We start from the raw sequence: 23,543 nt of genomic DNA, 5'->3' as shown, positions 1-23,543 counted from the left end.
TGCGGTTATTTATCGCTTGAATTTAATGATGCTGATCAGTCGCCAATGGTTTTATACTTTCATCAAACTCAGGTAAAGGTTTGTGTTCACTGGCAATATAAGAATAAATTACGGGCAATACAAACAACGTAAATAAAGTGCCTATTGAAAGCCCTGCAACTAATACGATAGCAATACTAAAACGAGATGCCGCACCGGCTCCCGATGCCAACAAGAGCGGAATTAATCCAGCAACCATTGCCGCTGTTGTCATTAAAATAGGGCGTAAACGCACTCTTGCCGCTTCAGTGATGGCATCAATTCGTGATTTACCCAAATAAAGTTGCTCTTCTTTTGCTACTTCACACATTAAAATACCATGTTTAGTAATCAATCCAACCAGTGTAATTAATCCTACTTGTGAGTAAATATTCAGGGTAACTCCTGATAACCCTAAAATTCTCATATCAGTTAATAAGCTCAAGAAGTTAAGTACCAGTAACGCTCCACTTACCGCCAAAGGCACAGAAACCATAATAACCAATGGATCCCGAATAGATTCAAACTGAATTGCCAATACTAAGAAAATAATAAGAACAGCTAACACGAAAGTTATTACTAACGCATTCCCTTCTTGTACAAGCTGACGTGCTTCGCCACGAAAATCGTAGTTATATCCTTTTGGCAGTAACTCCGTCGCTGCATCTTTCAGCCATTGAACCGCATCACCTACTGAAACTCCCGGCATTGGAACTGCTTGAATTAATGCCGAGTTTAACTGACTAAATCTTGACAATGATGTCGGTTGTGTTACCAATTCCATGCTAATTAAGCTACTCAACGGAATACTTTTTCCGTTACTTGCGGATACATAGAAATTTTTCAAACTTTCCGGTGTTAAACGATCCGCTCTTTTGACTTGTGCTATAACCTTATAAGCTCGCCCGTCTATATCAACACGACTTACCGTAGCTGCGGATAAATAGCTCCCTAAAGTGCTACTAATTTGTTGCATAGAAACACCATAACTTCCGGCTTTTTCTTTATCTATGCTAATTTGCATTTCAGCGGTATCAAACTTTAAGTCGAGATTCGTATAAACAAATCTGCCTGATTCACGCATTTTCGCTAAAAATGCTTCTGCAACCGGTGCTAAATCACGATAGTTATTTGCTGTACTAATAACAAAGCCTATCGGTGCTCCGGATTCTCCCGTATCAATTTCAGGAAAATTAAAGGCAGAAACACTCACTTCCGGAATTTGCGTTGCCTTTCGATTCAACTCTTCTATAATCTCTGACTGACTACGACCATCTTCTTTATAATCTTTCAAGGTTACAACATTTAATGTATCGCTAGAACTTGGAAAACCGGCAATAGACATTGTAAATTGTACTTCTTCGGTTTTGTTCAGCAGATCAACATACTGTTTCGTTGCCTCCTGAGCATAATCTACATTCATATTGGAAGGTGCGGAACCAATAGCGATAAATGCCCTTTTATCTTCCGCTGGTGTCAATTCACTGGAAAGGGAAGTAAACAAAAATGGTAACATGGCAAAAATAATAGCAGCAAAAGCAAGCATACACTTACGGTTATCCATAACTAAATTTAAAACATAAACATACCCATTGGTTAATCGAGTTAATGATTTTTCAATTTGCTGTTCCAAACGATTGGGTTTTGCATTATTGTTTAGTAACTTACTTGTCATCATTGGCGATAAAGTTAATGCTACAATGCCTGAAATAAAGACCGCACCTGCCAGTGTCAAAGCAAACTCTTTAAATAAAGATCCCGTAATTCCGCTCATTAGTGCCATAGGTGAATACACTGCAATCAATGCAATTGTCATAGAGATAACAGGTATTGCAATTTCACGAGTACCAATAATTGCGGCACGAAACGGTGTTTCACCGGCTTTAATATGACGATCCACATTTTCCAATACCACAATCGCATCATCTACCACTAACCCAATAGCTAAGATCATTGCCAATAGCGTCATCAAATTAATGGAGAAATCAAATAATTGCAAAATCATGATTACGCCAATTAATGAAATTGGAATAGTAATAATAGGAATTAAAATTGCACGTAAAGAACCAATAAATAGTAAGATCACAACCAAAACAATAACAGTAGCTTCAATAATAGTTTTGATCACTTCATTAATAGAACTATTGATAGCGATAGTACGATCATAAAGCAAATCAGAATACATACTGCTTGGTAAATTCTGTTTAATTTGTGCATACAATGGACGAACATTTTCCGCTACCGTTAATGGATTGGCTGTTGCAGTCGGTTCAATAGCTAAAACGACAGAATCAGCACCGTTTGCTGTTGCTCTTGTACTATCACTTTCTTTATTTAGCTCAACAGTAGCAATATCACGCAAACGTACAAGATTATCGTCTTTTGAATAAACAATTAAATTTTCTAAATCCTTAACAGAATTAGTGGTTGTCCCGACTTTATTTTTATAAACGGTATAATAACCATCCGCACTTCCAGCCGCTGTTTGCACATTGTTAGCCGATAAAGCTGACATTACAGCCAGTGCGGAAAGATTTTGTGCCGCCATTTTTTCGGGATCCAACCAAATACGCAATGCGTATTGAGCCGCCCCGAAAATTTGAGCTTTCGCTACCCCTTCAACAGTAAATAACTGAGGCTTAACAACCCTTTCGATATAATCCGTCACTTGACTGGAATCCAATTTATCAGAATAAAAACTGATATACATAATTCCTGTACCACCTGTTGAAGATGAAATCACAGGATCTTCTATATTATGCGGTAATCTTGAACGCACAGAATTCACTTTCGCCAATACATCAGCTAAAGCACCGTTAGGATCTGTATTCAGTTTCATTTTAACTGTAATTATCGAAGAATTAGCCGCACTGCTTGATGACATATAGTCAATATTATCCGCTTGGGCAATAGCCTCTTCTAAGGTAGAGGTTACAAATGCCTGCATCAAATTAGCATCTGCCCCCGGATATACCGTTGCTACAGTAATTACCGTTGTCGTCATTTTCGGATATTCACGTACACTCAATTTTGAAATTGCTTGCAACCCTAAAATAATGATAAGCAAACTGATTGACACAGCTAATACGGGACGACGAATAAATATATCGGTAAATTTCATTGGATATATTCCTACCTAAAATTAAAGATTAGTTTTCTTGGCAGGTTGTTTTGTGCCTATTGTTTCTTTATCAACAACCACCACTAAACTACCATTGGTAATAGCTTGCTGACCGCCAACCACAATTTGGTCACCCGGCTTAATATCTTGCCCTTTTAATTGTGCATAAATCCCCTGACGCTCTTTAGTAAATACAGTAGTTTGTTTTACTCGATAAACCCTGTCTATACTGTCTTTATAAGCAAATTTTTCGTTATCAAGTAATATTTTCTTGTCTTCCTCAGAAAGTGCGGTCAAAACATAGGCACTTTCACCATACATATTGTAGCTAATACCTACTTGCGGAATAACAATTTGATCTTTTTCGGTCGTCAATGCAACACGCAATCTCATAAACATACCGGATAGTAACTTACGACTGTCTTCATCCTCGAAAGTTGCTTGCACATCAATTAAACCGGTTGCTGCATTCACTGCTGGTTCAAGTGCGGTAATTTTTGCACCAAACGTTTCACCTAAACGTGCATCACTTGTTGCCGTCACTTTTTGTCCAATAAACAACTTTTCCAACTCATTTTGTGCAATAGAAAAATCAACTTTCATGGAACTTGTATCTTCAACACGTACAATAGGCGTTCCCACATTAACATATTGCCCAACATTCACTTTAACAATACCTGTAATACCGTCAAAAGGTGCAACAATTTTGCGACGCTCAATTGCTGCTTTTAAGGCGTTAATATTTGCTACCAACGACTCATAATTGGCTTTTGCATTATCCAATTCTTGCTGAGAAACACTCTTCGTTTTATACAAATTCAGATAGCGTTTATAGATTTGTTTTGCTGTGGTTAATTTTGCTTCTGATGCCTGTAAATTAGCTTGTTCAACAGAAATATCCAACTCAACCAACACATCTCCCTTTTTAACAGGTTGTCCTGATTGGATAAATATATTTGCAACAGTCCCTGGTGCTTGTGCACTCAAAACCGCACCTTGATTAGGTCTCACCAAGCCTGTTGTTTCGATAACAGGTATCCAGGTGGTTGGTACTACTGTAATTGCCGTAACCGGTGTCGTTTTTTCGGGCATACCGGCTATCATCTTGCCAATAAGCATTTTTGAAGCAACTTTTAAACCGATCATAACGACAAATAAAAGCACAATGATGCCCAAAAACAGTTTTAAGAAAAACACATGAGAACGTTTTGCTTTTATGTGAGTTTGAATACTCATGAGGACTAACTCCTAACGGAAAAAAAAATAAAATCTTTAACATTAAAAAATGTTCATCACCATACTGAATTACAGCCTCCGGCGTAGTAATTACACAAAGCGGATTTTTCGATAATCGAATAAAATATTACAAGAATTGAATAAACACTCGCCCATTTTAATGACTTTTTACTTATTACACAAATTGAATATAGAATTTAATTATAAAAAAACGGGCAATAAGCCCATTAAGCTATTGATTTTTGCTGATTTTCTCAAATTCGGAAAAATAGGTAGGAAAAGTCTTTGCAGTACATACAGGATCTAAAATAGTTACCGATGTATCTGATAATGCAATGAGCGAAAAACACATCGCAATCCGATGGTCGTTATAAGTAGCAATTTCAGCATGTTTAAATTTATCCAATGCAAGAGGCTGAATACGGATAAAATCTTCCCCCTCTTCAACCTCAGCACCGATTTTACGCAATTCAGTTGCAATCGCCGTTAGTCGATCCGTTTCTTTTACACGCCAATTGTAAATATTACGAATAACCGTTTCACCCTGAGCAAAAAGTGCGGTGATTGCAATAGTCATCGCCGCATCCGGAATGTGATTCATATCCATATCAATCCCTTTTAGCTCTGATTTTTCAACTTGAATAAAATCCTCTCCCCAAGTTACTTTTGCCCCCATTTGAGCCAAAACATCTGCAAATAAACGATCACCTTGAATGGAATTTCTGCCAATTCCCGTTACTTTAACCTTCCCTTTAATTGCTGCTGCCGCCAAAAAATAAGAAGCGGAAGAAGCATCCCCCTCAACCAAATAAGTCTGCGGAGAAATATAATATTGCTTACCTTTAATCAAAAAACGCTGATAATTATAATGCTCAACATTGATTCCGAAATCTTTCATCATTGCCAGCGTAATATCAATATAAGGCTTAGAAACCAATTCCCCCAAAATTTCAATTTCCATATCCCCCTCACCGAGAGGGGCAGCCATCAAAAGTGCGGTCAGAAATTGCGAAGAAATAGATCCGTCAATCTGTACCTTACCGCCGAAAATACCTTGATTACGAATAGCAAGAGGCGGATAACCATCATTTTCCAAATATTGAATATTTGCTCCGGTTTGCCGCAACGCATCGACTAAATGTTTAATTGGACGCTCTTTCATTCGAGGCTCACCGGTTAAAATAACCTCAGACTCCGTATCACCTTTTAGACAAAGTGCCGCTGCTAAAGGACGCATTGCCGTCCCTGCATTTCCTAAAAATAAAGATAATCCATTTTGCCATTGAAATGCACCGCCAATACCTTCAACAACACAAACCGTTTTATCATCAGATAATTGGTAATTCACACCCAATGCTTTCAGGGCATTCAACATATATCGAATATCATCGCTATCCAATAAATTTGTTACCTGTGTCGTTCCTTTTGCAAGTGCGGCTAATAACAGAGCTCGATTAGATAAGCTCTTTGAACCTGGTAAATTAATTTCGCCGTCAATGCGACTAATTGGAGATAACGTTAATTTTTCCATAAAATTATGTTGCTTTCTTAAGTTGTAAATAGGGATATTGCAAAAGTATAAATTACTTTTCTTCACCCAACAAAGACCTCGCCTAACACTTTTACTAATGCATCAAAAAACTTATCGTTTTCTTTCGGTAACCCGATACTGACGCGAAGATGATTCGGCATACCGTAACCGGCAATAGGGCGAACAATAACCCCTTTATGTAGCAATGCTTGATAAATTTCATTTGCCGGACGTTTAAAATCAATAGTAATAAAGTTACCTTTAGATGGAATATAATCTAACTTTTGTTGTCGGCAAAAATTTTCGTAACGAACCATTTCAATACGATTATTTTCAGCCACTTTTTCAACAAAAGCATCATCTTGCATCACGGCTACCGCTGAAACTAAAGCAAGAACATTGCAATTAAAAGGCTGACGTACACGATTAAGTAAATCCGCAATTTCAGGGTTCGATACCGCATAACCGATACGCAAGCCTGCCAACCCATACGCCTTGGATAATGAACGAGAAACAATTAAATTTGGATATTTTTGTAAAAGTTTAAAAGAATTTAACCGCTCTTTTTCATCTGTAAATTCTGTATAGGCTTCGTCCAGCACAACAAGCACTTTTTCAGGTACTTGAGCAAGGAAATGATCTATTTCATGTTCAGTCAAAAAATTGCCTGTCGGATTATTAGGGTTAGCGATATAAATTAACTTTGTTTTATGATTAATCGCCTGTAAAAAAGCGTCTAAATCATGTCCCCAATTTTTTGCCGGAATTTCTCGTGCAACAGCATTAATCGCTTTTGTCACCAAAGGATAGACAATAAAAGCATATTGCGAATAAATAATTTCGTCTGTTTCCGAAGCAAAAGTATGGGCAATTAATTCCAATAAATCATTTGAACCGTTACCTAAAGTAATTTGTTCTGGTTGCAAACCGAACTTTTTCGAAATCACTTGCTTAAGTTCAAACCCATTGGAATCCGGATAGCGTGTGAGATCATTTAACTGCTTTTGGATAGCTTGTTTAGCACTCTCAGGAAAACCGAAAGGATTTTCATTTGAGGCAAGCTTAACAATATTGCTAATCCCTAATTCACGTTCTAATTCTTCAATAGGTTTTCCCGCCTGGTAAGGAGACAGGGATTTTACGCCTTCGTTGGCGATGTTGATGTATTGCATAAAAATCCTTATTTGAAATTAATAACCGTTAAAGTGCGGTCGTTTTTGCTATAAAATTCTAGTTATTTTCTGCTTCAAATTTACGCATAAATTCAATTAATGCTTTAATGCCTTCAATCGGCATTGCGTTATAAATTGAAGCTCGCATTCCACCTAATACCTTATGACCTTTTAAAGCTTGCAATCCACAAGCTGTCGCTTCTGCAACAAATTTCGCATTAAGTTCATCATTATTTGTGGTAAATGTTACGTTCATTAATGAGCGATTTTTAGGTGCAACAACATTATGATAAAAATCACTCTGATCAAGAAAATCATATAATAATTTTGCTTTTTCCTGATTACGTTTTTCCATTTCTTTGACACCACCCAGTGCAAGCAAATGCTTGAATACAAGAGAACAAAGATACCAAGCAAAAGTCGGCGGCGTATTAATCATAGAACTATTTTTGCTTTGGACTTCATAATTCCAAATTGACGGTGTTTCTTTTCTTGCCTGACCAATTAAATCCTCACGCACAATCACAATAGTGATACCTGCCGGACCGAGATTTTTCTGTGCACCGGCATAAATGACGCCGAATTTACTCATATCAATTTCACGGGATAGAATATTAGAAGACATATCAGCAATCAATATCGCCTCACCTACATTTGGTACATCAACAATCTCAACGCCGCTAATAGTTTCATTCGGACAATAATGAACATAATCATATTGTGAAGCAATGTGGCTAAAATCAAGTTCCCCTACTTCTAATTTCCCATCAAGTAAAATATTAATTTCATCAACCTCTGTAAACAAACGAGCCTCTTTAGCCGCAGTTGCCGACCAATGTCCGCTGGTAAGATAAAGTGTTTTGCCTTTTTTATTAGCTAAATTCATAGGAATAGCAGCAAATTGCCCTCTTGCCCCACCTTGTAAAAATAAAACTTTGTAATTTTCCGGAATGTTATACAATTGACGAAAATCTTTTTCAGCTTGTGTAATCATTTCCATAAAATATTTACCACGATGGCTGACTTCCATCACAGAAGTACCCTGATCCAGCCAATTCAACAATTCTTGTTGTGCCTGTTCCAAAACAACTTTTGGCATCATTGCAGGTCCTGCACTAAAATTAAATACTTGCATCATATTTTTATCCTAATTGGTTTTATAAAAAGAATTTTTAATTTCTATCATCTCGTCACAGCTTAATCAACTAACTTTTAATAAATTTCTGAATTTTTTATAGCTCAAGAAAATTCCTAGAGAACACTTTGACGAATAAGGGAAAAAAAGTTAAATTAGCCGAAGTTTCATTTAATAAAAGAGAAGAAAAAAATGGAAAATATCAATAAACAATCTTTCCAAGAAGTTTTAGAGTATGTACGTATGTATCGGTTAAAAAACAAACTTTTACGCGACATAGACGACAATAATCGTAAAATTCGTGATAATCAAAAGCGTGTGTTGCTATTGGATAATCTGAATCAATATATCCGTAATGATATGAGTATTGCTGATGTGCGTGCGATTATTGAAAGTATGCGTGATGATTACGAAACTCGGGTTGACGATTATACAATTCGTAATGCGGAACTGTCTAAACAGCGTAGAGAAATTAACAATAAAATAAAAGAGCAAAAGAAAGCACATGCTGAATTATTAAAAACTCAAAAAAAACAATCTTGCTAAAGTACGTTAAATTGATTGTTTGTGCATTTTTGAATAAGTCGAGTAAAGAGTGAACTAAATCACATTTATTTGACTTTTTTTGCAATCAGCGTGATTTACATCACACTTTAAACCCAAAAAACATCTTAAAATGTGATCTGTATCACATTATTAAAATAAAACTTCCTTTAGAATACCCGCCCTTTAAATCAATTTAATACTTTTTAGGAAGGAGTCCGAATGTCCATTGCGATTATCATAGCAACGCATGGTGTTGCGGCTGAACAATTGCTTAAAACAACAGAAATGTTGATTGGTGAGCAAGAGAATGTTGCAACTATTGATTTTGTTTCAGGCGAAAACGCTGAAACGATTATGACGAAGTATCAAGAAAAATTAAGTACAACATTAGCACATTGCGATGAAGTCCTGTTTTTAGTGGATACTTGGGGCGGCAGTCCGTTTAATGCGGCAAATCGTGTAATTGGTGATAACACTAATATGGATATTGTAACCGGTGTAAATGTGCCTATGTTAGTGGAAACTTTTATGGCACGTGACGATAACCCTAGCTTACAAGAATTAGTGAGCATTGCGTTAGAAACCGGCCGTGCTGGTGTTCGTGCTTTAAAATATGAAGAAAAATCTGCTGAAACTACCGCACTTTCACAACCTGTCCCTGAACAACCTCAAATCGCAGTCAAACAACAAGAAGGCAATCTCATTGTGGGTTTAGCTCGCATCGATGACCGTTTAATTCATGGACAAGTCGCCACTCGCTGGACAAAAGAAAGTCGAGTAACACGTATTGTTGTAGTCAATGATGATGTTGCCAAAGATCAAGTTCGCTCAACCATGCTGAAAAGCGTTGCACCTCCAGGAGTTACCGCACATGTTGTGAATATAGAAAAAATGATCCGTGTATATAACAATCCTGAATATGCAAATGAACGTATGATGCTATTATTCACTAATCCTACCGATGTTCTAAGATTGTTAGAAGCCGGTGTTGATATGAAATCAATTAATGTCGGTGGTATGGCATATAAAGACGGTAAAAAAATGATTACGAGTGCGGTGGCTGTTGATGATAAAGATATTGCCGCATTCAAAGCCATTGATGCGATGGGCATTGAATTAGATGTTCGTAAAGTATCTAACGACAGTCGTCAATATATGATGGATTTACTCAAAAAAAATAATTTAATTTAAGGAAGACATAAATGGAAATTTCAACTTTACAAGTCGTACTTGTCTTTATTGTTGCCTGTATCTCTGGTATGGGATCAATTCTTGATGAATTTCAAACACATCGTCCACTAATCGCTTGTACATTAATCGGTTTAGTCTTAGGTGATATAAAAACAGGGATTATCGTGGGCGGTTCACTTGAACTCTTGGCGTTAGGTTGGATGAATATCGGTGCGGCTCTTGCACCGGATGCCGCTTTAGCCTCCGTTGTTTCAACAATCTTAGTTATTGTCGGTGGACAAGATATTAGCACCGGTATCGCAATTGCTATTCCGTTAGCCGCAGCAGGTCAAGTATTAACCTATGTTGTTCGTGCTTTAACTGTCGGCTTCCAACATGCTGCTGATAAATCAATTGAAGACGGTAACTTAACCCGCTTAGATTGGATTCATCGTAGTGCACTATTATTACAAGCAATGCGTATTGCAATCCCTGCACTTGTCGTTGCGTTGACAGCCGGAACCGATGTTGTACAAGATATGTTAAATGCTATTCCAGCAGTCGTAACAAACGGTCTAAAAATTGCCGGTGGTATTATTGCGGTTGTCGGTTATGCCATGGTGATCAATATGATGCGTGCAGGTCATTTAATGCCATTCTTCTATGCCGGTTTTGTTATTGCAGCATTTACCGATTTCAACCTTGTTGCTCTTGGTGTACTTGGTGCAATCATGGCCGCACTTTATATTCAGCTTCACCCGAAATACAATCAAAGTAAAGTGGTACAAGTTGTAGCAAATAACAATAATGATTTAGATAACAGATTAGATTAATGGGAATCCAAAAAATGACAACAGAAATGAAAAAAGTAACCCAAAGTGATTTAAATGCCGTTGTTCTTCGTTCAAACATTTTCCAAGGTTCATGGAACTTCGAACGTATGCAGTCATTAGGCTTTGCCTATTCTATGGTTCCTGTGATCAAACGTTTATATCCGGATCCAAATTCGCAAGAACGTAAAGATGCAATTAAACGTCATTTAGAATTCTTTAATACGCAACCTTTCGTTGCTGCACCGGTATTGGGCGTTACTATTGCGATGGAAGAAGAACGTGCGAACGGTAAAGAAATTGATGATGCAGCAATCAACGGTATCAAAGTAGGCTTAATGGGACCTTTGGCAGGGGTCGGTGATCCAATTTATTGGGGTACTGCAAGACCTGTATTTGCTGCTTTGGGTGCAGGTTTAGCGATCAATGGAAGTATTTTAGGTCCTATTTTATTCTTCGTGCTATTCAATTTAGTTCGTTTAGCAACACGTTACTATGGTGTTACTTATGGCTATAAAAAAGGCTTGGACGTTGTTCAGGATATGAGTGGCGGATTGTTGCAAAAACTTACGGAAGGTGCATCAATTCTTGGTTTGTTCATTATGGGGGCTTTAGTGCAGAAATGGACCAGTATTAATGTACCGTTAGTCGTATCCGTTATTGAAAAACAAGACGGCACAATTGAAACAACGACTGTACAAAATATTCTTGATAGTTTGATGCCGGGATTATTACCGTTATTGTTCACTTTTGCCTGTATGTGGTTATTACGCAACCGTATTAACGCATTATGGATTATTACCGGTATCTTTATTATCGGTATTTTAGGTGCCGCAACAGGTATCTTAGCTTAATTTATCCGAAAACTTCTCCCTGCACGGGAGAAGTTTTTCATTTTAGGAATGTAATATATGGTTAATGCCTTTCTTATTGTGGGTATTTGTTGCTTCTTTCTTTATGCCTTTTACGATCAATTTCTGATGGACTATCTTAAAGGAACAACGAAATTGAAAGTGCGGTTGAAAAAGCGAGCAAAAATAGATGCACTTATTTTTATTGTACTCGTTACCATCATTCTCTATCAAAGTTCAGGACAAATTAATACAACAACCCTCTATTTATTAGCAATGACCATTCTTCTCAGTCTTTATATTGCCTTTATTCGCTTTCCTGTTTTATTACTGAAAGAACAAGGCTTCTTCTTTGAAAATATTTATATTGATTATGCTAAAATTCGGCAAATTAATCTGCTTGAAAATAACACTCTGATTATTGAGTTAAAAAATAAAAAACATCTCATGATTTCACCAGAAAACCTACAAGATATAGAAAAAATAGTTCATTTTTTCGGCGGTTATAAGTCATTATCAAATAAAAGGACAGCAAAATGAATACCATTTATCAGCTACAAGGTCGTCTACAACACTATGTTTGGGGTGGACAAAATTACCTTCCCGAGTTGTTAAACATAGAAAAACAACACAACCAATATTATGCAGAATGGTGGCTTGGTGCTCATTCCTCCGCCCCTTCTCTATTAAATATGTCGGAAAAATCAGTGCTGTTAACAGATTTCTTACTACAAAACCCACAAGTTTTAGGGAAAGCAACCCTAACGAATTTTGGACAGGAATTACCTTATTTGCTGAAAATTTTAGATGTTGCAAAACCGCTTTCAATTCAACTTCACCCAACAAAAAAACAAGCGGAAATAGGTTTTGCACAAGAGAATCTTGCAGCCATAGATTTAAAAGATCCGAAAAGAACTTATAAAGATCGAAACCATAAACCTGAAATGATGATTGCCTTATCTGATTTCTGGCTTTTGCATGGCTTTAAACAAAAAACAAAAATTCTTGAAACCTTCAAAGCTCGTCCATCTTTGACCGCACTTGCCCAACAGCTGGAAAATCAAGACTTACACAGTTTTTATGCAACAATTATGCAAGCTGATCAAACTCAACTTTCTGCGTGGCTATCCCCTATTATGACTGAAAATCAGGTTGCTTATAGACAGGGAAAACTGGAATTAAATAATCCCGACTATTGGGTTTTATACACAATCGAAGCAATGAAAATACCGACTGACAAACTGGATGCGGGGTTAATTTGCTTCTATTTATTTAATATTGTTCATCTCAATACAGGCGAGGGAATTTATCAAGATGCAGGTATCCCACATGCTTATTTACGAGGTCAGAATATTGAGTTAATGGCATGTTCGGACAATGTCATTCGTGGCGGATTAACACCGAAACACATAAATATTGAGGAACTGCTAAAAATTGTCGATTGTAGTGAGGTTACGCCTAACATTATTCTTACCGCACCACAAGATCAAGATATCTTTACTTACACTACGCCCGCTAAAGATTTTGCCATGACAAACGTACGTTATAGCATGCAACAAAAACACCCCCTAACCTCAAGTAACGCAGAGATTTTACTCGTCATGCAAGGTGCATTAAAAATAACCGCAAATCACACCGCACTTGAATTAAAACAGGGAGAGAGTGCTTTTATTTGTGCCGAGGCTAATTATCAAATTGAAGGTCTAAAAGAGGGTTATGCAGTCATTGCAAAATTACCTTAAAAAATAAAGGCGAATATTTTGGAGTCAAATCATTTATTTCGCCTACTCTTTTTCTCCAATTTTATTTAGCCTGTTCTATTCTGTTTGATACCCAACATCTTCCAGCGTTGGGTTTTCCGCACCTTGTTTGGCAAGCTGATCACAAATTTCATTTTCTCGATGTCCATTATGTCCTTTGACCCAACGCCATTCTATTTGATGTTTTTGAATAGCTTGATCCAATGAACACCACAAATCTTGATTTTTCACCGCATTACCTGAACTGGTTTTCCAATTATTTTTTTTCCAATTGAAAATCCACTTTGTAATCCCATTTTTCATATACTGACTATCACTATACAAAATCACTGAACAGGGTTCTTTTAGACTATTTAGAGCAACAATCACCGCTCTTAACTCCATACGATTATTCGTAGTTTGAAAAAAGCCTTGATACAGTTTTTTTTCATGTTGCTTATAACGCAACAAAATCCCAATTCCACCGGCCCCTGGATTTCCCAAACAAGATCCATCGGTAAAAATTTCAATTTTTTTTAACATAATTCTCTACTAATTTTTCTCAAATGGGGTGATAATACCGCAAATTCATTTCAAGCAACAGCAAAATAGTATGACATTAGAAATCACACAAAATCGCCAAATTATCCTAGATACGGAAACGACCGGAATGAACGAATTCGGTGCACATTATGAGGGGCATTGTATTATTGAAATCGGTGCGGTTGAAATGATCAATCGTCGCTACACAGGAAGAAAACTCCATCTTTACATAAAACCGGATCGCCTCGTTGATCCTGAAGCAATTAAAGTACATGGTATTACTGATGAAATGCTGGCAGATAAACCGGATTTTTCAGCTATTGCACAGGAATTTATTGATTTTATCAAAGGGGCTGAACTCATTATTCACAATGCACCTTTCGATATCGGTTTTATGGATTATGAGTTTAAAAAACACAATTTCAATATCAATACAGCGGATATTTGCTTAATCACAGATACGTTACAAATGGCTCGTCAAATGTATCCAGGAAAGCGTAATAGTTTAGATGCACTTTGTGACAGATTAAATATTGATAACAGTAAACGAACATTGCACGGGGCATTACTTGATGCTGAAATTTTAGGTGATGTTTATTTAGCCATGACAGGGGGGCAAACCAGTTTATTTGGTGATGAAGAACATACGCCGATTATAACGATGGAAGAAAATATTCATCAACATACTACCAATACTCATAATTTCAAATTACTTTTACCCACAGAAGAAGAAAAACTGGCTCACCAAGATTATCTAAAATTGCTAAACCAAAAAAGCAAAAAAAATTGCTTATGGTTTAAGCGAAATACAAAAGAAACGATGCATTAATGTTTGCTTAATCAACACTTAGCAAAAATAAGTGCATAATAAATAAAAATAACTTGACGAAAAATCTATTCACTATTATTATGCACTCCACTTTTGCGGAGTGGTAGTTCAGCTGGTTAGAATACCTGCCTGTCACGCAGGGGGTCGCGGGTTCGAGTCCCGTCCATTCCGCCAAGCTTTCCCTTATTATTTCTTTTATTGCGGAGCGGTAGTTCAGCTGGTTAGAATACCTGCCTGTCACGCAGGGGGTCGCGGGTTCGAGTCCCGTCCGTTCCGCCAATTATCATTTCATTTTTTCTTTCTTCTTTCTACTGCATTCCATAACACAAAAACAAATGAATATTTTTTCCGTGTTCGACAAATGTTTTTTACCGTTTCAATTTTGTTAAATACGTAAATATTTTGTAAAAAATATATTGACAGTACCCCCCCCGCTTAAAATTTCGCCCGCTTTGGTAGGTCCCCTACCTCTTTTTAAGGCGTGTCATAAATTATCGCCTCTTAGTGCGGTTGTTTTTTTATGATTTTTCTATGTTAACTATTTATTTTAAGGATTTATTTCAAGTGAAAAAATGTTATTTCTCTTTAGGTGCAGTGCTTGTTTTAGCTGCTAATTCGGTTATGGCTCAAGCTCAACAATCAAGTAATGGTAATAATCATATTAAGATTGAAAAAGGTGGGGTTTATATTGGTGAAGTATCCCAAAAAGTTACCGGATTGAATCCTGGCGTTGAAGACAAAGCCGTTGCTATTGGAAAAGGCTCAAAAGTTGGCGAGTCCGCTGTTGCTGTAGGTTATGAGGCAGATGCTCATCTCGAAGGTGCAACTGCAGTAGGGCGTGGGACTAAAACTCAAGCTTATGCCGTGGCAATGGGGCATAAAGCAGAAGCAGGTGTACAAGCGGTTTCTATAGGTAAAAATTCTCAAGCAACTGAAAAATTTGCAGTAGCAGTAGGTGATGAGGCAAAAGCAACTGCGAAATTTGCTTCGGCTCTTGGACAAGGTGCTACAGCTTCTGGCACTTATAGTAATGCATTTGGTTATCAATCCAGTAGCACCAATGAATTATCTACAGCAATAGGTTGGGGAACAAAAGCCTCTGGCTGGCGTGCTCAAGCGATCGGTCCTCAAGCAAAGGCATCTGGTAAACGTGCGTTAAGTTTTGGTAGCGGTATAAATACAACTGCTGAGAATGGTGTATCAATCGGCTCTAATATTAATAATTACGCTGAGGGCTCTTTTTCTATGGGTAATAACATTCAAATAGAACAAACTTCTAAAAACACCGTTGTTGTAGGTAATAATATTAAAACCACTACTGCAAACTCCGTCTTCCTAGGCGATAGTTCCGCTTATGTGGAAAAAGGTGAGACTACCGGCGGTATCGGCAAAGTCGACGGCAATTACGCTGGCGTTGATGCGAAAGGTGTCGTTTCCGTGGGAAACAAAGGCAATGAACGTCGTATTCAAAATGTTGCTGCCGGTTTGCTTTCTCATCAATCCACTGATGCAGTCAATGGTAGTCAGCTTCATGCCACTAACCAACGTCTTGAAGAAGTCAACAAAGACGCTAAAGCCGGTATCGCCGCCGCTATGGCTTTCAAAGAAGTCCCTTTCGTCCCGGGAAAATGGTCTTATGCCGCCGGTGCCGCTCATTATAGCAGCGAAAGTGCGGTCTCTTTAAACCTCGGTAGAACTTCCAATGATGGTAAATGGGCTGTCTCCGGCGGTATGTCCTCCGACAGCCGTGGTCGAATAGGTTTCCGTGTCGGCGTCAGCGGCGTGTTTAACTAATTCATCATATAAAACTAAACCGGCGATAGCAGTGTTGTTATCGCCGGTTTTTTGTATCCAAAATATACCCCTAAAATGCGGTATTCTCACCGCACTTTTAGATCAAGAAAAGCCTTATATATCTTTGATTTACAAAGAAAACAATGATAGACCTTTTACTCGTTGATAAAGCTCTGCGAATTTCTCACGTTTAGCTTGATATTCTGCATAGCGAGCAGAATTGGGCTGATAGATTTTTTCCAATGGTAATGGTCGGCAGAAATTCGCAATATCTTGTTCTGGATTTAATGCAATTTGTGCTAATTTAGCCGCACCTAACGCCGGACCAACATCTCCACCTGTACGATATTTAAATGTTTTACCGCTAATATCAGCAAGTAATTGTCGCCAATAAGCACTTTTTGCTCCACCACCAATAAGAGCAATATTATTTGCAGTAACACCTGTTTCATGTAAAACATCAATACTCTCTGCCATAGCAAAACTCACGCCTTCGATGACGGCTTTTGCCATCGTAACTTGATTATCGCTATGGCTTAATCCCCAAAATACACCTTTCGCATAAGGATCATTATGCGGTGTACGTTCGCCTGATAAATAAGGCAGGAAAATGACATTGGACTCGGTTTGGCTTGCTTCAACTCGTTGAAATAAGGTTGGTACATCTTTAAAGCCTAGGGATTTTGCAGCCCAATCAACAGCCGAGGCTGCACTTAACATCACCGACATTAAGTGCCAGCGATCGGGCAGTGCGTGGCAAAAACTATGAACTGCTTTTTGTGGATTGGCACGGAATGTATCACTTACCACAAAGTACACACCCGAAGTACCAAGAGACAACATTGCTTGCTCTGCTTGGTAAAGTCCTATACCAATGGCACCGGCTGCATTATCACCGCCACCTGCCACAACAGGTACGGCATTTATTTTCCATTGTTGTGCAATTTCTTTGCGTAAATAACCTGTGATTTGATTACCTTCAAATAATTTCGGCATATTATTCAAATCAAGTCCACAAGCATTCAAAAGTGCTTCATTCCAACTCCGTTTACCTATGTCCAGCCACATTGTGCCTGAGGCATCAGACATATCAGAAGCGTATTCTCCCGTCATTAAAAATCGTAAATAATCTTTTGGTAACAAAACCTTACTAACTTTTTTGGCAATATCGGGCTGATGTTTTTTAAGCCAACATAATTTAGGTGCAGTAAAGCCTGGCATCATTACATTACCTGTAATTTCACGACTATTTGACACTAATTTTTCCAACTCTTCGCATTCAGCAAAGCTCCGTCCATCGTTCCATAAAATTGCCGGAGAAAGTATGTTATCTGCCTTATCCAGTAAGGTAGCACCGTGCATTTGCCCAGTTAATCCAATAGCTTTTACATGGCTTAAATTTTGCTTATCAGCTAATTCAAGCATTGCTTCGTGAGTGGCATTCCACCAATCTTGTGGATTTTGTTCAGACCATAAGGGTTGAGGGCGAGAAATAGGAAGAGATTTTTGAGTAATGGCAATAATTTTTTGATTTTCATCAAGTAAAACAACTTTAACCCCAGAAGTACCAAGATCAATTCCAATGTACATAAATACTCCTTAATCTAAAGAGCGGTCATTTTATGCAAAATTTTGCAAAAAATGACCGCTTGTCAGAATTAACGATAAAGATAGCTATTCACTAAATTTTCTAAATATTCTTGCTGCCCTGAAACAGGTTTTGGATCTAACCCTTGAGTTTCTACTATTTTAGCAAGATCCTCCAAGCTCGCTTTGCCATTTAGAATTTTCTGACCCAGCTCTTGATCCCAACCAGCATAGCGGTTATCGACCACTTTTTGTAACGTTTGGTCTTCAATCATTTTTGCAGCACGTTTGAGCGACAAAGCTAACACATCCATTGCACCGATATGGGCATGAAATAAATCATACGGGTCGGTACTTTGGCGACGAATTTTCGCATCAAAGTTGAAACCGCCTGTGGTGAAACCACCCGCTTTTAGGATTTCATACATTGCCAACGTATTTTCTTCCACGCTGTTCGGGAATTGGTCGGTATCCCAGCCTAATTGCGGATCGCCACGGTTAGCATCAATAGAACCGAAAATGCCTAATGAAGTTGCCGTTGCAATTTCATGTTGGAATGTATGCCCTGCCAAGGTTGCATGGTTAGCTTCAATATTCACTTTAATTTCATTTTCTAATCCGAATTGTTTTAAAAAACCATAAACTGTTGCAACATCATAATCGTACTGATGTTTAGTTGGCTCTTGTGGTTTCGGTTCAATTAGTAATGTACCTTGAAAGCCGATTTTATATTTATGTTCTACCACTAATTGCATAAAACGGCCAATTTGTTCACGTTCACGTTTGAGATCGGTATTCAGCAATGTTTCATACCCTTCTCGTCCGCCCCATAATACATAGTTTTCACCCCCTAAGCGTTGAGTTGCATTCATTGCAGTAAAAACTTGTGCTGCTGCCCAAGCAAATACTTCCGGATTAGGGTTGGTAGAAGCCCCTGACATATAACGAGGATTAGTAAAGCAGTTTGCTGTTCCCCATAACAACTTCACACCGGTTTCTGATTGTTTTTTCTCTAAAATATCCACAATAGTATTGAAGTTATGTAAATATTCTTTGAAATTATTGCTTTCAGGAGCAATATCTACATCGTGAAAACTATAATAAGGCACACCTAATTTTTGGAAAAATTCAAAAGCAATTTCTGCTTTTTGTTTTGCACCAACCAGCAAATCACCTGTTTTTTGCCAACTACGATCCAATGAACCGGCACCGAACATATCGTTACCTGTCCAGCAGAACGTGTGCCAATAGCAGACTGCCAGACGCAAGTGTTCCTCTACTGTTTTACCTAAAATAACTTCATTTGGATTGTAGTGTTTAAAAGCGAAAGGATTAGTGGAATTTGCTCCTTCGTAATTTACCTTTGCAATTTTGTCAAAATAATTAGACATAGCCAAGTCTCCTCTGAGATGTGATAAACATGAATACAAGGCTCATCATCTTAAAATTGAAAACAACCCTCAATTACGATATTTCGTTTTTGGATTTAGATTATTGGTTAATGTCGAACAGATCACAAAAGCGAAAAAACATAATTACATTAATAAATCTGATAATTGCACTTATTACCAAATCTCCGCAGACTTCACTCGGGGCAACTACATTATACCCTTACATCATTCTCTCAACCAAGTGAGGTATTTTATGAAACTTAAATCTAAGTTATTAGCGGTCGCAACAGCAACTTTAATGGTTTTTAGCCATTCAGTGCTAGCAAACGATCTGAAAATCGGCATGTCAATTGATGATTTACGTTTAGAAAGATGGCAAAAAGACCGAGATATTTTTGTGAAAAAAGCAGAAGCTTTAGGTGCAAAAGTATTCGTTCAATCTGCAAATGGTGATGCGACAGCTCAAATTTCTCAAATTGAGAATATGCTAAATAAAGATATTGATGTGCTAGTGATTATTCCATTCAATGGCGAAGTATTGTCAAACGTGATCGCTGAAGCCAAAAAAGAGGGGGTTAAAGTTTTAGCTTATGACCGTCTGATCAATAACGCAGATATTGATTTCTATGTTTCGTTCGATAATGAAAAAGTAGGTGAACTACAAGCACAAAGCATTATTGAGAAAAAACCGAAAGGGAATTATTTCTTAATGGGCGGTTCACCTGTTGATAATAACGCAAAATTATTTCGTAAAGGTCAAATGAAAGTATTACAACCGCACATTGACAGTGGTGAAATCAACGTGGTAGGCGATCAATGGGTTGATTCTTGGCTAGCTGAAAAAGCATTACAAATTATGGAAAATGCGTTAACTGCAAACAAAAACAATATTGATGCGGTAGTTGCTTCTAACGATGCAACTGCCGGTGGTGCAATTCAAGCATTAAGTGCTCAAGGCTTATCAGGCAAAGTAGCGATTTCAGGTCAAGATGCCGATTTAGCGGCAATCAAACGCATTCTTGACGGTTCACAAACAATGACCGTATACAAACCAATCACTAATTTAGCAGATAAAGCAGCCGAAATTTCAGTCGCGTTAGGTAAAGGTGGAAAAGTGGAATCCAACTCTCAATTAAATAACGGATTGAAAAATGTCCCTGCATTCCTATTAGAGCCTGTCGTCGTTACAAAAGAGAATATTGATGACACGGTGATTAAAGATGGTTTCCATACCAAAGAGGCTGTTTATAAATAATAGAATATTTTATGTGGCAAGATTTTATGTCTTGCCATACTAAAAAAAGGGGTGAAGTTATGACGAAATTATTAGAGATGAAGAATATCACTAAAAAATTTGGTGATGTTGTGGCATTAAATAATATTTCAATTTCCCTTGAAACCGGCGAAATACTCTCTCTATGTGGTGAAAATGGCTCAGGCAAATCAACCTTAATGAAAGTATTATGTGGTATTTATCCCTCAGGGGATTATGAGGGAGAAATTTATTTTTCCGGTGAAAAATTAACCGCTAAAAATATTAAAGATACGGAAGAAAAAGGAATTTCGATTATTCACCAAGAACTGACTTTAGTGAAAAATATGTCGGTATTGGAAAATATGTTTTTAGGGAATGAAATTACCCAAGCCGGTATTACTAATGACAACAAAATGTATCTGCGTTGTAAAACCTTATTAGAGCAGGTTCAGCTCGATATTGATCCAAATACAAAAGTGAGTGCATTGGGATTAGGACAACAACAATTAGTTGAAATTGCTAAAGCCTTGAATAAACAAGTTCGTTTATTGATTTTAGATGAACCGACCGCCTCATTAACCGAAAAAGAAACAGACATTCTACTTAATCTGATTAAAGGTCTACAAGCTCACAATATCGCATGTATCTATATTTCTCATAAATTAAATGAAGTAAAAGCAATTTCTGATAAGATCTGTGTAATTCGAGACGGTGAACACATCGGCACTCAATTAGCACAAGGGATAAGCGAAGATGACATTATTACCATGATGGTAGGACGTGAAATTACCTCATTGTATCCACACGAGCCACACGATATTGGCAAAGAAATTTTACGCGTAGAAAATTTAACTGCGTGGCACCCAACCAATACACATATTAAACGCGTTGATAATGCCAATTTCATATTACGGAAAGGAGAAATTCTTGGTGTTGCAGGATTAGTCGGTTCAGGGCGAACTGAAATGGCTCAATGTATTTTTGGTTCTTATGTAGGAAAATACCAAGGTAACATTTTTCTCAATAACCAAAAAGTTAAAATCAACAAGTGTGCGGAAGCTATCGAAAATCATATTGTCATGGTACCGGAAGATCGTAAAAAACACGGTATTATTCCTATTATGAGCGTAGGTAAAAATATTACCTTATCTTCTTTGTCTCAATTCTGCTTTGGTAAAAAAGTCATTAACGAACCGCTGGAAGAAACCATTATCAATCAATCTATTGCCAAACTGAAAGTGAAAACTTCCTCGCCTGAACTCGCAATAGGCCGGCTAAGTGGAGGTAATCAGCAAAAAGCAATTTTAGCAAAATGTCTATTATTACATCCTAACATTTTGATTTTAGATGAACCGACTCGAGGTATTGATGTCGGTGCAAAATATGAAATCTATAAATTAATCAACCAACTAGCTCAGGAAGGAATGTCAATTATTGTAATTTCCTCAGAGCTACCTGAGGTTTTAGGAATAAGCGATCGTGTATTAGTAATGCACCAAGGTAAAGTTAAAGCGGATTTAATCAACCATCATCTCACTCAAGAACAAATAATGGAAGCCGCACTTAAGGAGTAAGCTATGAATAAGTTCAAATCAATCAATTTACAAGTCTATATTATGCTGATTGCCATTATGGTGATTATGTTTTTTTTCTCAATTGCAACAGAAGGGGCTTATTTAAGTGCAAGAAATATCTCTAACTTATTACGTCAAACTGCTATCACCGGTATTCTTGCTATTGGTATGGTGTTTGTGATTATCTCTGCAGAAATTGACTTATCAGTTGGTTCACTAATGGGGCTACTCGGTGGCTTTGCGGCAATTAGTAATGTTTGGTGGGGTTGGCCGTTACCTTTAACTATCCTTGTTACATTGCTCTTAGGTTTACTAATCGGGGCGTGGAGCGGTTGGTGGGTTGCTTATCAAAAAGTACCATCTTTCATCGTTACCTTAGCAGGAATGCTTGCATTTCGGGGAATTTTGATCGGATTAACGAATGGTACTACCGTTTCCCCTATCAGCAATGATATGACAATCATCGGTCAAGGTTATCTTTCCGACACCATAGGGATAATTTTAGGGAGCATTATAATATTTTGCTTTATTGCTTGGGGAAGTTATCAGCGTAAAGCCAGACAAAACCTAAATTTACCAGTTGCCAAAATGCCCAAAGAAACAGTGAAATATGGCATGATAGCAATCCTTATTCTTGGTGCAATTTATCTGCTTAACGATTATCGAGGCATGCCAATTCCAGTATTAATTCTCTGTGGATTAGCCATTATAGGAACATTCATTTCGAAAAAAACAGCATTTGGTCGACATATTTACGCAATTGGTGGCAATATTGATGCAGCTCGCCTATCAGGTATTGCCGTGGAAAAAGTTAAATTAACCATTTTTGCTCTTAACGGCTTATTAGTGGCAATAGCCGGCTTAATTTTAAGTTCCCGTTTGGGAGCCGGAGCTCCATCTGCCGGTCAAAATGCAGAACTCGATGCCATTGCTGCTTGTGTTATCGGTGGAGCCAGTTTAGCCGGCGGTATCGGCAGTATTTTTGGCGTAGTAATCGGGGCATTTATCATCGCCTTATTGGATAACGGAATGAGTATGCTGGATGTACCGACTTTTTGGCAATATATTGTAAAAGGTGGCATTTTATTACTGGCAGTATGGATAGATACCGTCAGTAAGAAAAAGGGATAATTTTTAAATTTTTATTTCTCCAATTAGGCAAAGAATAAATAGAGATATAACAATATCTCTGCTATTATTAATGAGATTAATTCTTATTTA

At 37.6% G+C, this 23,543-nt stretch carries 19 protein-coding genes and 2 tRNA genes; 13 read left to right on the top strand and 8 right to left on the bottom strand.

Features of this window, described 5'->3' with window-relative positions; genetic code table 11:
* Positions 1-22 precede the first annotated feature (22 nt).
* The 5 genes from acrB to serC form a co-directional block, all read right to left on the bottom strand.
* Complete coding sequence (gene acrB / locus HNR69_RS05330; RefSeq protein ID WP_075293495.1) at positions 23-3,139, bottom strand: multidrug efflux RND transporter permease subunit AcrB; 3,117 nt, start codon at positions 3,137-3,139, stop codon at positions 23-25.
* A 21-nt stretch (positions 3,140-3,160) separates the two neighbouring features.
* Positions 3,161-4,375, bottom strand: a complete 1,215-nt coding sequence (locus HNR69_RS05325) for an efflux RND transporter periplasmic adaptor subunit (RefSeq protein WP_075293496.1) — start codon at positions 4,373-4,375, stop codon at positions 3,161-3,163.
* A gap of 232 nt (positions 4,376-4,607) precedes the next feature.
* Positions 4,608-5,906 carry a 3-phosphoshikimate 1-carboxyvinyltransferase gene (aroA, locus tag HNR69_RS05320; RefSeq protein WP_075293497.1) on the bottom strand — a complete coding sequence of 433 codons (1,299 nt, stop codon included), beginning with the start codon at positions 5,904-5,906 and terminating at the stop codon, positions 4,608-4,610.
* 62 nt (positions 5,907-5,968) lie between these two features.
* Positions 5,969-7,078 carry a histidinol-phosphate transaminase gene (gene hisC, locus HNR69_RS05315; RefSeq protein ID WP_075293498.1) on the bottom strand — a complete coding sequence of 370 codons (1,110 nt, stop codon included), beginning with the start codon at positions 7,076-7,078 and terminating at the stop codon, positions 5,969-5,971.
* A 58-nt stretch (positions 7,079-7,136) separates the two neighbouring features.
* Complete coding sequence (serC, locus tag HNR69_RS05310) at positions 7,137-8,216, bottom strand: 3-phosphoserine/phosphohydroxythreonine transaminase (RefSeq protein WP_012341766.1); 1,080 nt, start codon at positions 8,214-8,216, stop codon at positions 7,137-7,139.
* A 189-nt stretch (positions 8,217-8,405) separates the two neighbouring features.
* Here serC and HNR69_RS05305 point away from each other — a divergent pair, with 189 nt between their 5' ends.
* From HNR69_RS05305 to manA, 6 genes are all read left to right on the top strand, one after another.
* A complete protein-coding gene (locus HNR69_RS05305; protein WP_011608767.1) occupies positions 8,406-8,759 on the top strand; it encodes a DUF496 family protein in 354 nt (117 codons plus the stop codon).
* 219 nt (positions 8,760-8,978) lie between these two features.
* Positions 8,979-9,950, top strand: a complete 972-nt coding sequence (manX, locus tag HNR69_RS05300) for a PTS mannose transporter subunit IIAB (protein ID WP_011608766.1) — start codon at positions 8,979-8,981, stop codon at positions 9,948-9,950.
* A gap of 11 nt (positions 9,951-9,961) precedes the next feature.
* The gene (locus tag HNR69_RS05295; RefSeq protein WP_011608765.1) at positions 9,962-10,762 is read left to right on the top strand and encodes a PTS mannose/fructose/sorbose transporter subunit IIC; all 801 of its coding nucleotides are present in this window, start codon (positions 9,962-9,964) and stop codon (positions 10,760-10,762) included.
* A gap of 14 nt (positions 10,763-10,776) precedes the next feature.
* Positions 10,777-11,613 carry a PTS mannose transporter subunit IID gene (locus HNR69_RS05290; RefSeq protein ID WP_011608764.1) on the top strand — a complete coding sequence of 279 codons (837 nt, stop codon included), beginning with the start codon at positions 10,777-10,779 and terminating at the stop codon, positions 11,611-11,613.
* Positions 11,614-11,670: 57 nt separating this feature from the next.
* Entirely contained in the window at positions 11,671-12,150 is a 480-nt protein-coding gene (locus tag HNR69_RS05285) for a DUF986 family protein (RefSeq protein WP_075293499.1), read from the top strand.
* Positions 12,147-13,352 carry a mannose-6-phosphate isomerase, class I gene (manA, locus tag HNR69_RS05280; protein WP_075293500.1) on the top strand — a complete coding sequence of 402 codons (1,206 nt, stop codon included), beginning with the start codon at positions 12,147-12,149 and terminating at the stop codon, positions 13,350-13,352. The genes HNR69_RS05285 and manA overlap by 4 nt, the downstream gene beginning before the upstream one ends.
* Positions 13,353-13,427: 75 nt before the next feature.
* Here the strand turns inward: manA and rnhA are convergent, their stop codons facing one another.
* On the bottom strand, positions 13,428-13,892 hold the full coding sequence (gene rnhA, locus HNR69_RS05275; RefSeq protein WP_012341759.1) for a ribonuclease HI: 465 nt from the start codon (positions 13,890-13,892) through the stop codon (positions 13,428-13,430).
* 70 nt (positions 13,893-13,962) lie between these two features.
* Here rnhA and dnaQ point away from each other — a divergent pair, with 70 nt between their 5' ends.
* The 4 genes from dnaQ (at position 13,963) to HNR69_RS05255 (ending at position 16,515) form a co-directional block, all read left to right on the top strand.
* Positions 13,963-14,721 (top strand): DNA polymerase III subunit epsilon, encoded by a 759-nt coding sequence (dnaQ, locus tag HNR69_RS05270; protein ID WP_075293501.1) that lies wholly within the window; start codon positions 13,963-13,965, stop codon positions 14,719-14,721.
* 97 nt (positions 14,722-14,818) lie between these two features.
* Positions 14,819-14,895 (top strand) — tRNA-Asp (locus HNR69_RS05265).
* Positions 14,896-14,923: 28 nt separating this feature from the next.
* Positions 14,924-15,000, top strand: a tRNA-Asp gene (locus tag HNR69_RS05260).
* Positions 15,001-15,285: 285 nt separating this feature from the next.
* The gene (locus HNR69_RS05255; RefSeq protein WP_075293522.1) at positions 15,286-16,515 is read left to right on the top strand and encodes a YadA-like family protein; all 1,230 of its coding nucleotides are present in this window, start codon (positions 15,286-15,288) and stop codon (positions 16,513-16,515) included.
* Between the two features lie 129 nt (positions 16,516-16,644).
* On the opposite strand, the gene xylB is transcribed toward HNR69_RS05255, so the two are convergent.
* Positions 16,645-18,105 (bottom strand): xylulokinase, encoded by a 1,461-nt coding sequence (xylB, locus tag HNR69_RS05250; RefSeq protein ID WP_135026572.1) that lies wholly within the window; start codon positions 18,103-18,105, stop codon positions 16,645-16,647.
* Between the two features lie 68 nt (positions 18,106-18,173).
* Positions 18,174-19,493, bottom strand: coding sequence for a xylose isomerase (gene xylA, locus HNR69_RS05245; protein WP_075293503.1), 1,320 nt, complete (start codon positions 19,491-19,493; stop codon positions 18,174-18,176).
* A gap of 253 nt (positions 19,494-19,746) precedes the next feature.
* Here xylA and xylF point away from each other — a divergent pair, with 253 nt between their 5' ends.
* The 3 genes from xylF to HNR69_RS05230 are packed head-to-tail and all read left to right on the top strand — an operon-like array spanning position 19,747 to position 23,453.
* A complete protein-coding gene (gene xylF, locus HNR69_RS05240; protein WP_011608743.1) occupies positions 19,747-20,748 on the top strand; it encodes a D-xylose ABC transporter substrate-binding protein in 1,002 nt (333 codons plus the stop codon).
* A gap of 59 nt (positions 20,749-20,807) precedes the next feature.
* On the top strand, positions 20,808-22,322 hold the full coding sequence (gene xylG, locus HNR69_RS05235; RefSeq protein WP_075293504.1) for a D-xylose ABC transporter ATP-binding protein: 1,515 nt from the start codon (positions 20,808-20,810) through the stop codon (positions 22,320-22,322).
* 3 nt (positions 22,323-22,325) lie between these two features.
* Positions 22,326-23,453 (top strand): sugar ABC transporter permease, encoded by a 1,128-nt coding sequence (locus tag HNR69_RS05230; RefSeq protein ID WP_075293505.1) that lies wholly within the window; start codon positions 22,326-22,328, stop codon positions 23,451-23,453.
* Positions 23,454-23,543: the final 90 nt, after the last annotated feature.

The sequence above is a fragment of the Histophilus somni genome, assembly GCF_014202395.1.
GTDB lineage: Bacteria > Pseudomonadota > Gammaproteobacteria > Enterobacterales > Pasteurellaceae > Histophilus > Histophilus somni.
The sequence above is the reverse complement of the archived record's forward strand: the minus strand, read 5'-3'. Positions and strand labels throughout refer to the sequence as shown.

Excerpts from the sequence above, each read along its gene's own strand:
- xylB (WP_135026572.1), bottom strand. The coding sequence starts at position 18,105 with ATGTACATTGGAATTGATCTTGGTACTTCTGGGGTTAAAGTTGTTTTA.
- HNR69_RS05285 (WP_075293499.1), top strand. The coding sequence starts at position 11,671 with ATGGTTAATGCCTTTCTTATTGTGGGTATTTGTTGCTTCTTTCTTTAT.
- manA (WP_075293500.1), top strand. The coding sequence starts at position 12,147 with ATGAATACCATTTATCAGCTACAAGGTCGTCTACAACACTATGTTTGG.
- dnaQ (WP_075293501.1), top strand. The coding sequence starts at position 13,963 with ATGACATTAGAAATCACACAAAATCGCCAAATTATCCTAGATACGGAA.
- serC (WP_012341766.1), bottom strand. The coding sequence starts at position 8,216 with ATGATGCAAGTATTTAATTTTAGTGCAGGACCTGCAATGATGCCAAAA.
- xylA (WP_075293503.1), bottom strand. The coding sequence starts at position 19,493 with ATGTCTAATTATTTTGACAAAATTGCAAAGGTAAATTACGAAGGAGCA.
- HNR69_RS05305 (WP_011608767.1), top strand. The coding sequence starts at position 8,406 with ATGGAAAATATCAATAAACAATCTTTCCAAGAAGTTTTAGAGTATGTA.
- rnhA (WP_012341759.1), bottom strand. The coding sequence starts at position 13,892 with ATGTTAAAAAAAATTGAAATTTTTACCGATGGATCTTGTTTGGGAAAT.
- hisC (WP_075293498.1), bottom strand. The coding sequence starts at position 7,078 with ATGCAATACATCAACATCGCCAACGAAGGCGTAAAATCCCTGTCTCCT.
- acrB (WP_075293495.1), bottom strand. The coding sequence starts at position 3,139 with ATGAAATTTACCGATATATTTATTCGTCGTCCCGTATTAGCTGTGTCA.
- HNR69_RS05325 (WP_075293496.1), bottom strand. The coding sequence starts at position 4,375 with ATGAGTATTCAAACTCACATAAAAGCAAAACGTTCTCATGTGTTTTTC.
- HNR69_RS05290 (WP_011608764.1), top strand. The coding sequence starts at position 10,777 with ATGACAACAGAAATGAAAAAAGTAACCCAAAGTGATTTAAATGCCGTT.
- HNR69_RS05230 (WP_075293505.1), top strand. The coding sequence starts at position 22,326 with ATGAATAAGTTCAAATCAATCAATTTACAAGTCTATATTATGCTGATT.
- manX (WP_011608766.1), top strand. The coding sequence starts at position 8,979 with ATGTCCATTGCGATTATCATAGCAACGCATGGTGTTGCGGCTGAACAA.
- aroA (WP_075293497.1), bottom strand. The coding sequence starts at position 5,906 with ATGGAAAAATTAACGTTATCTCCAATTAGTCGCATTGACGGCGAAATT.
- HNR69_RS05295 (WP_011608765.1), top strand. The coding sequence starts at position 9,962 with ATGGAAATTTCAACTTTACAAGTCGTACTTGTCTTTATTGTTGCCTGT.
- xylG (WP_075293504.1), top strand. The coding sequence starts at position 20,808 with ATGACGAAATTATTAGAGATGAAGAATATCACTAAAAAATTTGGTGAT.
- xylF (WP_011608743.1), top strand. The coding sequence starts at position 19,747 with ATGAAACTTAAATCTAAGTTATTAGCGGTCGCAACAGCAACTTTAATG.